The organism is Bdellovibrionales bacterium, from assembly GCA_019750295.1.
Taxonomy (GTDB): Bacteria; Bdellovibrionota; Bdellovibrionia; order Bdellovibrionales; family JAGQZY01; genus JAIEOS01.
This window is the reverse complement of record JAIEOS010000007.1, coordinates 66,179-80,304: the sequence shown is the minus strand read 5'-3', so window position 1 is coordinate 80,304 and position 14,126 is coordinate 66,179. Positions and strand designations below refer to the sequence as shown.

General features: G+C 46.3%; 12 protein-coding genes. 4 read left to right on the top strand and 8 right to left on the bottom strand.

The genetic code is table 11. The features are described 5' to 3' along the window. The first annotated feature begins 5 nt into the window (after positions 1-5). From K2Q26_01475 to K2Q26_01465, 3 genes are read left to right on the top strand one after another with little or no spacing between them, the layout of a single operon-like run. Complete coding sequence (locus K2Q26_01475; protein ID MBY0314158.1) at positions 6-1,619, top strand: NADH-quinone oxidoreductase subunit M; 1,614 nt, start codon at positions 6-8, stop codon at positions 1,617-1,619. A gap of 14 nt (positions 1,620-1,633) precedes the next feature. Beyond that, positions 1,634-3,121 carry an NADH-quinone oxidoreductase subunit N gene (locus K2Q26_01470; protein MBY0314157.1) on the top strand — a complete coding sequence of 496 codons (1,488 nt, stop codon included), beginning with the start codon at positions 1,634-1,636 and terminating at the stop codon, positions 3,119-3,121. Positions 3,122-3,127: 6 nt separating this feature from the next. Beyond that, on the top strand, positions 3,128-3,877 hold the full coding sequence (locus K2Q26_01465; GenBank protein ID MBY0314156.1) for a Bax inhibitor-1/YccA family protein: 750 nt from the start codon (positions 3,128-3,130) through the stop codon (positions 3,875-3,877). On the opposite strand, the gene K2Q26_01460 is transcribed toward K2Q26_01465, so the two are convergent. The 3 genes from K2Q26_01460 to K2Q26_01450 all read right to left on the bottom strand — a co-directional run bounded on the left by K2Q26_01460 (position 3,874) and on the right by K2Q26_01450 (position 5,782). Beyond that, complete coding sequence (locus tag K2Q26_01460; GenBank protein ID MBY0314155.1) at positions 3,874-4,113, bottom strand: hypothetical protein; 240 nt, start codon at positions 4,111-4,113, stop codon at positions 3,874-3,876. The genes K2Q26_01465 and K2Q26_01460 overlap by 4 nt on opposite strands. A 40-nt stretch (positions 4,114-4,153) precedes the next feature. Next, positions 4,154-4,498: a hypothetical protein gene (locus tag K2Q26_01455; GenBank protein ID MBY0314154.1), complete on the bottom strand. Its 345-nt coding sequence runs from the start codon at positions 4,496-4,498 to the stop codon at positions 4,154-4,156. 75 nt (positions 4,499-4,573) lie between these two features. Then, entirely contained in the window at positions 4,574-5,782 is a 1,209-nt protein-coding gene (locus K2Q26_01450) for a patatin-like phospholipase family protein (GenBank protein MBY0314153.1), read from the bottom strand. Between the two features lie 216 nt (positions 5,783-5,998). Between K2Q26_01450 and K2Q26_01445 the strand changes: the two genes are divergently transcribed. Then, positions 5,999-6,337, top strand: a complete 339-nt coding sequence (locus tag K2Q26_01445) for a hypothetical protein (GenBank protein ID MBY0314152.1) — start codon at positions 5,999-6,001, stop codon at positions 6,335-6,337. 491 nt (positions 6,338-6,828) lie between these two features. Here the strand turns inward: K2Q26_01445 and lon are convergent, their stop codons facing one another. The 5 genes from lon to hemW all read right to left on the bottom strand — a co-directional run bounded on the left by lon (position 6,829) and on the right by hemW (position 14,111). Further along, entirely contained in the window at positions 6,829-9,222 is a 2,394-nt protein-coding gene (gene lon / locus K2Q26_01440; protein MBY0314151.1) for an endopeptidase La, read from the bottom strand. Between the two features lie 258 nt (positions 9,223-9,480). Continuing rightward, positions 9,481-11,433 carry a penicillin-binding protein activator gene (locus K2Q26_01435; GenBank protein ID MBY0314150.1) on the bottom strand — a complete coding sequence of 651 codons (1,953 nt, stop codon included), beginning with the start codon at positions 11,431-11,433 and terminating at the stop codon, positions 9,481-9,483. Then, on the bottom strand, positions 11,426-12,193 hold the full coding sequence (locus K2Q26_01430) for a DnaJ domain-containing protein (GenBank protein ID MBY0314149.1): 768 nt from the start codon (positions 12,191-12,193) through the stop codon (positions 11,426-11,428). Before K2Q26_01430 ends, K2Q26_01435 begins: the two co-directional genes overlap by 8 nt. Positions 12,194-12,292: 99 nt before the next feature. After that, positions 12,293-12,877, bottom strand: a complete 585-nt coding sequence (locus K2Q26_01425; GenBank protein ID MBY0314148.1) for a nucleotide exchange factor GrpE — start codon at positions 12,875-12,877, stop codon at positions 12,293-12,295. A gap of 79 nt (positions 12,878-12,956) precedes the next feature. Then, complete coding sequence (hemW, locus tag K2Q26_01420; protein ID MBY0314147.1) at positions 12,957-14,111, bottom strand: radical SAM family heme chaperone HemW; 1,155 nt, start codon at positions 14,109-14,111, stop codon at positions 12,957-12,959. Positions 14,112-14,126 lie beyond the last annotated feature (15 nt).

The window sequence follows — 14,126 nt, the reverse complement described above, 5'->3', positions numbered from 1 at the left end:
TTGAGATGCTTTTATCAAGTTTAATTGGATTACCCCTGGTTGCGGCGATGGTGTTGCTCTTTCTAAAGAAAGACAATGTCATCCGTTGGTTCTCTTTGATCAGCGGAATCGTTTTGTTCCTTCTGAGCTGCACAACGATTTTCTTAATGAAAAAAGGCATCGCCGACCTTCAGTTGGTCGAAAGTTACAGTTGGATTCCTGATTACGGGATTAGATACTTTGTGGGAGTGGACGGCATTTCGGTCTGGCTTGTGATATTGACCACCATCCTCACTCCCATCTGTATCGGGGCCAGTTGGAAATCCATCGACACGCGAGTGAAGGGCTTCCATATCGCTCTCTTTGTTTTGCAAGCGGCGGTTGTTGGATCGTTTGTCGCGCTGGATACGGTTTTATTTTACCTCTTCTTCGAATTGTCGCTGATTCCGATGTACTTTATGGTCGGTATTTGGGGGGGCGAAAACAGAATCTACGCCACTTATAAATTCTTTATCTATACTATGGTGGGCTCTGTATTAATGCTTGCAGGCATTGTCTATCTGGTTTCGCAGACCAAAGCTCAACTAGGGTATTACAGTGGTAGCGTTCTTGATTTTTATCAGCTTAAAATTTTATTTGTTGATGGCAAGCTGACCTCACCGCAAACGCTTTTGTTTATGGCTTTTTCGCTCGCCTTCGCGATTAAAGTTCCGGTATTTCCAGTTCACACGTGGTTGCCCGATGCTCACGTTCAGGCGCCGACGGCAGGTTCAGTCATCCTTGCCGGTGTGATGTTAAAGATGGGAACTTACGGTTTTGTTCGCTTTGTTCTGCCGATGTTTCCGGAAGCTGTGGCCTCATTAGGTTGGATCTTTCTAGTTCTAGGAGTGATCGGAATCATCTATGGAGCCTTAGTGGCCATGGTTCAAGTGGACGTGAAAAAACTTGTGGCCTACTCGTCAGTGTCCCACATGGGTTATGTGATGCTGGGGCTTTTTGCTTTTAACTCTTACGCGCTCTCCGGCGGTGTGTTTCAGATGTTGGCGCACGGGGTAAGCACCGGGGGGCTCTTCCTCATGGTGGGCATGATCTACGAGCGCACTCACTCTCGTGAGATCGCTAAGTATGGCGGTATCGCGGCCGTGGTTCCTATTTACACCATTTTCTTTATGATCATCACGTTCTCAAGTATCGCCGTTCCTATGACCAACGGTTTTGTGGGTGAGTTTCTCATTCTCTTGGGGACCTTCGCGGCCAATAAAATCTATGGCAGCATTGCCGTTCTGGGAGTTGTTCTCGGCGCAGCATATATGTTGTGGATGGTGAAGAAGGTCTTTTTTGGTGGCGAGGGCGAGTTGGTTCGCGAGCATCGAGATCATTTTTATGACTTAGATCTTCGAGAAAAACTCACACTGGCTCCCATTGTGGTTCTCATCTTATGGATGGGAATTTATCCTAAGTTTTTCTTGGATTGGACCAACCCGTCGGTGGATTACTTGATTGAAAATAAAAGTAATTACCAGTTGAGTGTTTACGATGGCGCTACTACCAAAGATCAAACACCTCCCGCCGAAGTCACCACGCCTCCCCAAGAGGATGAAGGTGAAAGTGCGCATGATGGTGGATTGCAAGAGAACTAAGGCAGAGGAAGATTATGAAATTATTTAATATCGCAGACTTACTAATTATCGCTCCGCTGGCCGCATTGTTTTTAGGAGCCATTGCCCCGATCACCGCTAAAGCTTTTCGCGGAAAAGAACTCAAACCATTCGTTTCCCTCGTTTGGGGAATGGTTGGTGTCATTTCCGCAGCTGCTTTGAACATCACTTTAGTGAGTGGATACTGGAAGCTTTCTGGACTTAACTTTATGCCTGCATTTGCCGGCGCGTTGGTGGTCGATGGAATTTCGATTTGGTCGGCTTACATCATCTATATCATTACGGGCTTCGTATTGATGATGCTTTATGAATCTAAAGCCACACGTGACTATCAATTTCCGGAGCATATCTTTTTAACGATGAGCTCTGCGATTGGAATGGTCTTTGTGACAATGGCTAACGATTTGATCGTCACCTTTATCGGGATCGAAATCATGTCCCTTAGCGTGTATCTCTTAATCGCGCTCAGTAAGGAAAAAGTTCTTTCTAAAGAAGCGTCCTTTAAGTACTTCGTTTTGGGTGGAGTGAGCTCCGCGATCTTCCTTTATGGAATTGCATTTATTTATGGAACAGCCGGATCCACATCACTGCAAGACGTGGGCGCTCAGATGAGTGGCCTCTTTAAGTTTAGCCCTCTCTTTTTAGTGGGATTCGCACTGATGTTTGCGGGCCTTGCGTTTAAAGTTTCTTTGGTTCCGTTTCATGGTTGGACTCCTGATGTTTATCAGGGAGCCGCCACCCCTGTGACTACATTTATGTCCACGGGAGTAAAGCTTGCGAGCTTTGTGGCATTCTTACGATTCTTTATCTATGCCGATAGCACGGGCGTATTGAACGTTCCAAATCTGATGCAATGGGTGGCCGCACTGACGATGATCGGCGGTAGCTTAGCGGCGCTTCGCCAAGAGAATCTCAAGCGCATGTTGGCCTATTCCAGCATTGCTCACTCCGGTTACATCATGGTGGGATTAATTTCGGCTTCCTATGGATTTAATAATGACGATGGAACAACGAGCATGTTGTTTTATCTTCTTTCGTACTCATTGATGAATATTGGTGCGCTCGCGGTGATCTCCGTTTTAGAAAGCCGCGAAGATACACTTTTACTTGCCGATGATATCAAAGGTCTTGCGGGCCGATCTCCGCAGTTGGCCTTTGTGTTCTCTGTATTGTTATTGAGCCTTGCTGGGATCCCACCGACCTTAGGTTTTTTTGGTAAGTTCTATCTCTTAGCTGCTGCGATTGATCATGGCTTCTACTGGTTAGCTTTGGTGACCGTACTTGCAACAGCTATTGGTGTTTATTTCTACTTGCGTCCGATCGTGCTCATGTACATGACGTCAGGGGGTTCGGCGGCGGTCTCTCGCGACACGTACTTAAGCCAGTCGATTGCACTCGTGATGGCCATTTCGCTGATTATTTTTGGAATCTTCTCGTCTCCAATTTATAATTTTGTGAAGTCTTCGGTCTTTAGATCGTTATAGGGAGCTATGATGAGAACGGCCAACCCGGCACTGACGGAAAACACGTTTCGTAACTTTTCGCGCAGCGGCTCCGAGGCCATGACCATCGATGGAGTCGTTTATAAAAGCTTGTTTTTAATTCTTCTGGTTTTTGCGACCTCGATTTGGTCTTGGGGCGTAGGCTTTGAGGCGCTTCAAGGAAAAGGCTTTTCTGGTATTCCTTGGTGGTATTGGGGATCTCTTATCGGAGCCTTCGTTACCGGCCTGGTTCTCGTCTTTAAAAAAGAATGGTCTCCGGTTCTCGCACCGGTCTACGCTCTTCTTGAGGGTGTGCTTCTGGGTTTTATTTCTGCCATTTTTGAATTTCGATACCCTGGGATCGTCATCCAAGCCGTTTTAGGAACGTTCAGTGTCTTTCTCGTTTTACTCATGACCTACAAAACGGGGATGATCAAAGCGACTGAAAATTTTAAATTGGGTGTGGTTGCGGCGACGGGTGGTATCGCGTTGGTTTACCTGATAAGTCTCGGTTTGAATCTCTTTGGAATTCAAATGCCTTACATCCACGAGAGTGGTCCCATTGGCATTGGCTTTTCTCTAGTCGTCGTGATTATCGCTGCTCTCAATCTTGTTTTAGATTTTGATTTCATCGAGCAAGGAGCCCAAGCGCAGGCGCCCAAATATATGGAATGGTATGCCTCATTTGGATTGCTCGTCACGCTGATCTGGCTGTATCTCGAAATCTTGCGCCTCCTCGGGAAAACTCGAAAAAACTAATTTGCTAGAGAGCTGAGTTTGCTTTGAATACGCTCGCGTTTTTCGATCAGCCGTTGCTGGTAAGAGTCATCCGTACAATAAATAAAATATTTTTCGCTTTGAATTTCATCAAGGGTGGCCAGTGCCTGCTTAAGGTGTTCTTTATCCCCAAAGCTTTCGTGACAATCGGCCACCAGTTCCAAAGATCGAGAATAACTAGTAGTGTTAGGGCACCGGAAATTTTGAGTGGATTTCAAAGCGTTCCGTCCCAAGGGTGGACTGAGTATATGCGTTTTATCAGGCCAGGGTAAACATACGGAGTTTGTATCCGTGCTGTGAGGATACGAGTGAGACATCGCCGCGGCAACTAGGTATGGAGAACACAACGCCACAGTCACCCCCGACAATGGCGGAAGCATCGAGCATCGCCTCGGCGCCGTAATTGAGCCCGACATAACTGAAAGCCGCGGCATTTTTCGCCAAAAAAGAGGCCGAATCCGTGAGTTGATTTAGGGACTGAGCCTCAGGAATAAAATCCCGAGCCCGATGGCATTGCCGACGCTCTAGCGACGTTGAGAAATCCTTCGCGGCATGCGTGCAAGCCCCTAAAAGGAAAAAAATCAAAATTCCACACTTATTCATGCCCCCAAACTAACAAACTATTCAGCGATAAAAAGTAAAATTTAGAAAAACGAACTGAGTGGCCGAATGGCTCTATTATAGATCTAGTTTGCGGAGATTTTGGATTCCGCTTTTAAAGCCAGAGTGCACGATGTCTTTGAGAATTGCCGGGTTAAGGCTGAAATGATCGGCAAAAAAAGTCTTATAGTCCTGAGGATCTGGATGCATATATATATAGTCAACGTCGGGACGGAAGTTGGCGCGCTCTTCGATAATCTTCAAAAGCTTTTCGCGATGTTCATCGGCGACCTCGACATGTTTGAGGTAACCATCGACCGCGGAATAAATTGACGAAATCGATCTTTGGTAAGAACGATGCTTATCAATCTTTTGTTGGACGGCTTGGTAAAGAGCTTGATTGACGACCACCGGAATTCCGTACTGATGCAGACTGCCCATGACGTTATTATAATGGTAGGGCTGAATCGAATAGCTGGAGATCACCAGATCAGCGCCGTGGTCCGCGGCGATATGAGTGGAAAGAGTGTCGCGGATCTCACCATCAAAAAAGTAGATCACTTCGCCCGCTCGATTTTTGATAGGAAAAGGGGCGTAAACGGGGGGAAGAGCTGCGGAAGCTGCAACCGCTTCGCTTATGGTCGCGTAATCTGTATAGAGAATACTTTTATCTTTGGAGAGATCATCCTTTTTACAGAAAATCACTTTACGACTATGGTTCAATTGAGTGGCCACAATAAAGAGGTCGACGCCGAGAGAATCGAAAGTGTTCGCCTTCCAAACTTCTTCGCGAATATATCTTTCCAGGCCTTTGGTCGTGAAGAGCCCATTGAGCTTAAACCCGTTTTTTATCAGAACCTCAAAGCCCCCGCTGACAATCGAATCCATTTTCCTAAAAAAGCCGGGGACCAAATTGATCAGGTCTTTACCATTGACCGTAAAAAGATCGCGGTAGGAGATGGGACGCAAATCCTCATCAAAATGCTCCTCGGTATTCAGCGAGGAAGAGAGCTCTTTCGTGCCTTGTTCAAAAGCATGAATGATCGAACTTAAAGAGTGCCCCGATGCCAAAAAAGAACTGATGACCGATCCCGCACTGGATCCCACATAGAATTTAATCGTGAGTTTATCATCGGCGTACCGGGCTAAAACTTCTTCGGGAGAGCCTCCTCCAAATCGAAAACCCTTCTCTTTGAGTGCCATGCAGACACCTAAATGGAAGGCCGCCGCTTTAACGCCACCCCCACTAAGGACGAGGGCAATCTTCTTTTTCTCCGAGATTCTCATAGGTCGAGGTTATCAAATAAAATTAAGTGAAATCAAGGCGTTAATCGCCGGAAAGCCGCCTGCCTAGCCACTGAGTAGGCGCTGACTACCTAGACCGCTAATAAAATAAGCGTTTACAACAAAGACGATTATGCTAGCCTTGAATAGGCAGAAGGAGACTTTTTTGTGGAAACTTGGATAGCCTTAAATGACTATGCAAATAAATACCAGGTCAGTATATCGACCCTTCGTCGTCGTATTAAGTCGAACAAAATCAGATACAAACTCGAAGACGGTAAATATCTGATCAGCGATAGCGCCGATGAATCTGCAGTGCGCGGTCAAGGGGCCGAGGCTTTTCCTGAGGATCATTCTGCTTCTGATGCTATCGCCACTCCAGACAGTGGCTATTCAATGTCGCGCCTCCTTTTGGATGAATTGAAGCGCGCGTATCTGGATTCTCTACAAGGTAAAGAAGACCAGATCTTGTACCTTAAGCAACAGGTATCAGATTTGAAGACGCTAGTGATGTTTTTAGAGAAGGAAAATAACCGACTAAAACACAAAGGAATTTAACTATGACGAGACAGGAAGTCTCTATCGCCCGTCCCAAGCAAGACGACTTCTACATAGCAAAGAATTCTGTAAAGGCCACATGAAGGTGGCCTTTACCTTTTGTAGCCTGGCACAGTTTTAAAAAAAGCAGAGAAATTTGAAGATAGTTTTAAAACAGCTTCTTTTGGCGGAAGTCTCCCTCCGTGGATCGTTTCGCGCCCCTCCATGGGCGCGACCGCCAACGAATCTATTTTAAAACTATCTTCAAATTTCTCTGCTTTTTTTAAAACTGGAACGGTACAAAATCTAAAGAGCGCAGCCCGGGAGATTTGGGTTGGGTGGTGTGCGGGGTTGTTCGCGGGATATTAGGATTATCGGTAACTGCTCCTTCAATTAGAAAGGTAACAGTTCCCTTTTTGTTGTGCGGGTGGCCGCAGAAAGGGAACTGTTACCTTAAATAAAAAAGCCACCTTGGGGTGGCTTTTTTGGTTGGTTTTTAATCGCTTGGCTTATTAGGCGGCGGCTTCGGAAGAGGACTTTGTCTTTTTCTTGCGGGTCGACTTCTTGGTGTCCGAGTTTAATGCGATTTGGAGGACTTCGTCTAAGTGTTCGACGAAGATGAAGTTTAGCTTTTTTGCGACTTCATCAGGAATTTCGGAGACGTCCTTCTTGTTGGCCATGGGTACGATGATTGTTTTTACACCGTGACTGTAGGCTGCAAGGGCTTTTTCCTTGATTCCGCCGATCGGGAGGACGCGACCTGTGAGAGTCACTTCACCTGTCATTGCGACATCTTTGTTCGTCGGAGTATTTGTGATTAAGCTGATAATCGCAGTGGCCATCGTAATACCTGCCGAAGGGCCGTCTTTAGGGACTGCGCCTGCCGGTAAGTGAATATGGATGTTGTGAGTATCAAACCAATCTGCATCAATTCCTAATTGTTCGGCATGAGCGCGAGCGTACGAAAGAGCTGCTGTCGCAGATTCCTTCATTACATCTCCCATTTGACCGGTCAATGTAACTCCACCTTTGCCTTTCATGCCTAAAGCTTCAACATAGAGAACTTGTCCACCAGCCTGAGTCCAAGCTAAGCCGGTGCTCACACCGATCGTGTCGTCCTCAAGACGCTCTTCCTTCATGTAGCGAGGAGCCCCTAGATAGTCAGTGACTTGATCTTTACCGATGACGGCCTTTTTAATATCTCCCATGACGATGTTCTTCGCCACTTTTCTGCAGATCGAACCGACTTCTCTTTCGAGATTTCGTAATCCGGCCTCACGAGTGAAGTGGGAAATGAGATATTCAACGGCGTCGGGTTTAATTTCACACTGGTCTTCCGAGATTCCGTTGTTCTCAAGTTGTTTGCGAACCACGTGTCGAATTGCGATTTCTAACTTCTCGGTTTCTGTGTAACCAGAGATATAAATTAATTCCATACGATCGCGAAGGGCGCTCGGAATATTTTCTACAACGTTCGCTGTCGCGATAAACAACACTTTGCTTAAATCGAAATCGACGTTGAGGTAGTTATCTCTAAACGCTACGTTTTGCTCAGGATCTAAAACTTCGAGCATTGCGGCGCTTGGGTCACCACGGAAGTCGCTCCCTAATTTATCGATCTCATCGAGAACGAAAACTGGGTTGCGCGTTCCAGTTTGCTTAAGAGCTTGGATCACTTTTCCAGGCATGGCTCCAACGTAGGTGCGTCTGTGTCCACGAATTTCGGCTTCGTCTTTAACTCCGCCGAGAGCGATACGATGGTATTGTCGGCCCATGGCTTTTGCGATCGACTTCCCGAGTGAAGTTTTACCCACTCCCGGAGGTCCGCAGAAGCACAAAATTGGCCCTTTAATCGTTTGTTTTAATTTTCGAACAGCTAAAAACTCGAGAATACGCTCTTTGGCTTTTTCTAGGCCGAAGTGGTCCGACTCAAGAATCTCTTTCGCCATTTTTAGGTCGATCGAATCTTCGCTTTCTTTATTCCAAGGAAGATCAATCATCCAATCTAAATACGTGCGAAGCATAGAAGCTTCGCTGGCGTCTGGGTGCATTCTCTCGAGGCGACCCATTTGCTTTAATGCTTCTTTTTCGACTTCGGCTGGCATTCCAGACTCGGTGATTTTTCGGCGAATTTCTTCGAGGTCATCACCTTTTCCTTCTTGTTCACCAAGTTCGTGTTTGATCTGCTTCATTTGTTCGCGCAAGAAAGACTCACGCTGAGACTTCATGGAATCATCTTTAGATCCCGTGCGGGTTTTCGCTTGAAGTTGCATGGCATCGAGTTCTGCGAGGAGGATTTCGTTTACAATTTTTAATCTTTCCACATGGTCCGTCGTCTCTAATATTCTCTGAGCTTCGGAAACGCGAAGTTGAAGATTGCTTGCGATCCACTCCGCCAAACGTCCAGGCTCTTGGATATCATCTATAATGAGTAAAATGTCGGGGGATAGCATTTTCCCCAAAGCGATCAGCTTCTCTAATGTTTCTTTCGCGGTTTTAATCATCGAAAGAATGTTAGGCTCTTGCTCCGGAGTGGACTTGAAAGTGTCTTCGATTTTATCCAAGGAAACTTTAAAGTAAGGATTCATCTGAGTGTAGTTCGTAATTCGAGCTTTACCAACACCTTGAATGAGGATCTTTACGCGTCCGTCAGCGAGCTTTCTTAATCGCATGATCATCGCGATCGTTCCGACTTCGTAAATGGAATCCGAAGAAGGAGCTTCTTCGTTATATTCTTTTTGCGAAGCTAAGAAGATGTAGCGACTCTTGCTTAGGCTTTCTTCCACGGCCTGAATCGATGCTTCTCGTCCGACGAAGAGTGGAATAATCATGTTAGGGAAAATCACGATGTCTCGTACAGGCAGCATCGGTAGAGCTTCAGATAAGTTGAGATTCGTATGGTCCATGAAAAAAATCCTCCAAGTTGTTCTATGTCACTCTTCGGTCACAGCGACTAAACGCTTAATAGCGCCAGAGATATCCTTAGTCTGGTTTTGAGAACGAAAGTGTAAAAAGCGATGTGGTGCTTTTATATTCGAATTGGAGCAAAAAATTTGCTTATGTTAACGATAAAAATTCAACTTTTTACCTGTCAAAAAACCGTCACGTCGGTACCCGGTACCTTTTGCGGATGCAGTGCATCCGCAAAAGGTACCGGGTACCGATTATTCCACGGGAGTGATGACGCCTTTTTTTACGGTGAGAGGGATGAGTGTTTTTACGATTTCACGATCTTCTCCCATCATCAAAGCAGATGTGGCTCCGGCGACTGGATCTTTATTCGTGAGTAGGCGCAAAAAGTCGATTCGATTTTTAGGTTTGTTGTTCACAGCTTGGAGAACTAAGCGGCCCGCATCAAATCCTTGCACGGCAAACGTGCCCGGGCGCTCTTGGAACTGCTGGCGAAATTCTTTGTAGAAGGGAGAATTTAAAAACAAGGGAGAGTCCGCGACGAAAGCGTCAACAAATAGCGAACTTTCTCCAAAGTTTTGTGATCGATTCACGAAGTCCGGAGAATTCCATAAATTTGTTCCCATCAAACGAACCCCAGTGACATCATTGACTGCGAGCATGGGCGCGATTTGCCCAAAAGCCTTAGGGTCATCAGGAATAAAAATCGCTTGAAAGTCGATAATCGGAGGAAGCAATCCCTCGGGAGGACTTTTTCTTGAGTTTTTATTCTTAACTTTCCAAGCGCGAAGGAGGTCCTCATACTCGGATTTTCTATCTTCAATATAGTAAGTGCCCGCCATTTTTTTAACAGCTGTTTTAAAATCAGTTTCCCCGGGGATATACGTTTGCGCGGTGGTGACTCGGCCCCCACGCCGGGTCACTTCATCCCAAAAAAGATTGGAATATTCGACGCCGAAACCATCATTCGGATACAGAATCGCAAAGTTTTTAGCGTTGAGCTTTTCCATGGCTAAGCCCACCAGTGTCGACACTTGAAGTTTAGGGGTGACGGTGCAACGGAAAATAAATGGACCTAGTTTGGTCAGACCGGATTTGTTAGAGAGAGCAATAAACGGAGCTCCCAGCTCTTGGGCTTTGGTGGCTTCGGCCGAAGCGGTCTTCGAAGTTAAGCCGCCGATGATGGCGAGCACGTGATCTTTAAGAATTAAGCTCTCTACGGCCCGCGATGCTTCCTCGGGGGAGTCTTTTGTGTCGATGATATGCAAACGCAAATTGTATTTGTTGGTGGTTCCGGAAATTCCCAGAGCTAATTGAATTCCTTTAAGAGCCTGTTGTCCAATAGAGGAGTAAGGGCCGCTCATTGGCAAAACAACTCCGATGCTTTTAAGTTCGACGTAACTTCGTGCCTCCAGTTGTTTGACCATACTGGCCGATTGTTGAGCCAGATAAGAGCCGGGAGCCAAACTCATCACGCGAGAAAAATAAGATTTCGCCGTGTCCAGCTGATTTTCCTCGACGAGATCCATGGCGTATTGAAACATCGCCTCGGTCCGAAACTCGCCGATGTCGTCTTCTTCCGAGAGAGTTTTGAGGTCGCTCGTTTTTAAACGAGAGTCGATAAAATCTTTTGCGATTTCTTTATAGCGATCTCGAGAGTTGGCATTAGGGTGGTTTTGCGCGAGATAAGCCAGGGCCTCAAAAGCCTCTAATTGAGCGTCACTCGCCAGCAAAATAGGAACTTGAGCTTCTAAAAGATAAGCCTTCTCTTTGGGGGCCAAAGAGGGTTGGCCCAGAGAATTTCGAATCAGTCGGTCGGCTTCGGAGTTTTTGTTCTGTGCGAGCAAGCACTGGACTGCAAATATACGAGCCTCGTTTTCGCGAGGACTCAATAGAGTTGAGGTAAATACTTTTTCGAAATAAGCATAAGCTTCCGAAAAATTCTTTTTTCGAAATTCGATGCGTCCTAAAAGAATTAAAGAGTCATCGACGATATCGCTTTGAGTGTCTTGCTTAAGGATTTGCTTAAGTTTGTTGGCCGCCGCGTCGTCCTGCCCAAGGTCGAAAAGTTTTTGAGCGTCCTGATACTGCTTTTGAACCAGAGCCGATGAGACACTCACTGATTGTTTCACCTTGGGAGCCGGAGTCGAGCAAGAGGCGAGAAGTCCTAAAAAAATCAACAGCGGAACTAAAAATATTCTATGCATTTTGCGACCTCAAAAATTTTTCGAAAGCCTTTTGAGCTTCTGTTTGGGGAATTTGGTTTTTGAGCTCCATGAGCGAGCGTTTTAAATTTTCATTGATATGGACCGGAACTTCAACAGAAAAGCGCAAAATGAGATCGCCGAGGGTCGAGCCGTTCTCTGTGAGCGGATAACCTTTGTTTTTGAGTCGTACTTCCGAGCTCGAAATTGGAGGCATATCGCTCGCTTTGAGAGCGACTGGGCCTTGAAGCGTAGGTACGGCAAGATTTTTTAGAATAAGATCCAAAGGCGATAGGGGCACATTTAAAATGATGTCGGTCCCATGCAGTTGGAAATGAGCATGGGGTAACAAGTGGATTGTAACAATAAGATCGCCAGGTTTTTGCTGAGCGGAGAGAGACTCCCCAGCGCCTCTCACGCGCAGCTTTTGTTCTTGTCGGACACCTCGAGGATAATCGATGGTCAAAGTGGATGTCTCGCGGTGACCTTTTGTTGTTCGCACATACTGAATCACCTTGCTCCCGCCACGAAAGCCTTCGTCTAGAGTAAGGTTTAAACGATAAATCAAATTTTTACCTATGGTGGCATTCGACTTTGTTTTTACCGGTGGGGCCACGGGAGCCTTAGTGTCCTCTAAAGAATCGTCGTAAGCTCGACGAGCTTCTGCATCTGACAAGATCGCATAAGCCTCATTCACGTCTTTGAACATGGCTTCCGCGTGTTTATCGTTTTGATTTTGGTCGGGATGATATTTGAGAGCCATTTGGCGAAACGCTTTTTTAATCGCAGCTTCGTTAGCGTTGGGCGATATACCTAGAATGGCATAGTAGTTTTTTAATGCTTTCAGAATCGCCTGCTCTTCTTATTCTTTCGCCTTAGCAACAATCACCTGGCCATGGCGCAAAAGTTTATCCGCATACTTATAAGGTTTTTTAAACACTTTTGTCACATGTCCCGGAGGTAGACTGTCTGTGGGTTCGCTCCCCAGAGCTTCATGCACGTTGGGATCAAAGGGCTGACCCACCGATTCCACGGGAGTGATGTTGTGCTTGGCTAAAGCCGTTTTCAATTGCTGAGCGGTCAGTTGGACGCCCTTGACAAAGGCTTGCCAGTTGTCCGCCGTCACTTCGTTCTCGAGAGCGGTTTCAAAAATATCGAGAGTCTCGAGGAGATCTTTCGCTAAACGTTCGCCCCCGTACTTCACAAGCTCGGAGCGTTCCTTGATGGCTTGACGACGAGAATTATCAAACTCGGCGCGAAGATAAAGAGTGTCGTTTTGAGCTTTAAGAAGTTGAGCTTGCAAGTCAGCGATCAACGTATTGAGGGACTCCGAACCAGAGCTTTGTTCTGCGGGCTCGACGGTAGATACGTTTGTCACCTCGGAATCATCGTTCAGTTCATTTTGTGCGCCGGCGTTTTCGCCAGCAGAATTTTTTTTATCGCTCATTTCAACCTCGTTGATAGGAAAACAATATGATTTGGGGTTGAAAAAAGTCAATCTGCGAGCCGCTAGATTCCCGATAAAATCAATCTACAAAAAGTTCAGAGAAGACGCTGTTGCTGAGGAGTCGGCCCTGCGCCGTCAGTTTCCAAACGAGGGGGGTTTGTTCCACGAGCCCCTTCTGTTCAAGTCGAGTCAAAGCTTGAAAAAGCGCATCAAGATTCCCTTGGAATTTTTGCATTAAGGATGCTTTATCAAGTCCTTCTTCTAATCGGAGAGCCGTGTGGGCAAAATCAAAGCGCGATTGATCCTGGCTGAGTTCTTCTAAAAGTTGACTGCTGCGAAACGCGGCCAGCGGATCTAAAGATTCCTCGAGGCCTTCAATATATTTTTTATACTCTGCAATCCCCGAAGGATTCCAAAAGCGGGAGCCCCAGGGCCCGGCTTTTTTGAGATAGGAGTGGGCGCTTAAACCCAAGCCCAAATACTCTCCGTCTTTCCAGTAGAGAAGGTTGTGTTTCGACTCAAAACCCGGGACGGCAAAATTCGAAATTTCATATCGCAAAAGATTGTGGGTCTTAAGGGAGGCTTCGATCCGATGAAACATCTCCACCTGCTCCTCATCGGCGGCGCGCTGGAAAGACATCGGGTGTCCTTGCGGCACCGTCAAGCAGTAAGCGCTCAAATGAGGCGGAGAATACTCTTTGATAATTTGCAGATCAGCTTCAATATCCTTTAAAGACTGTTGAGGGAGAGCGAACAAAAGATCAAAGGAATAATTCACCTTTTTTGCGCGAAGTAGGTCTAAAGTCCTGAGCGTGTCGCTGCTATTATGCTTACGGCCTGCAGCTTTCAGATGAGCATCATTAAAGGTCTGAGCGCCCACAGAGAATCGATTGACCCCACCAGCGATCAGCTGTTCGATTTGATCCACATTCAGCGTGGCGGGGTTGATTTCCAATGTGATTTCTGTTTGCGAATCTTGACGCACACCAAGCTTTTCAAGTTCACCGAGCAACGATAATATTAAGTTTGGGGGTAAGAGACTCGGAGTCCCTCCTCCAAAATAAATGGAAGTTAAAGGTTGATCAGGGATGAGAGATCGACGATGTCGAAGTTCCTGCTTGAGCAGCTCTACATACTTTTCTGGTGGCATGATTTGGTCGTAAACATACGTCGCAAAGTCACAGTAAGAGCAGCGCTGAAGGCAGTAGGGAATGTGGACATAAAGACCAAACATACAAGAGGTATATAT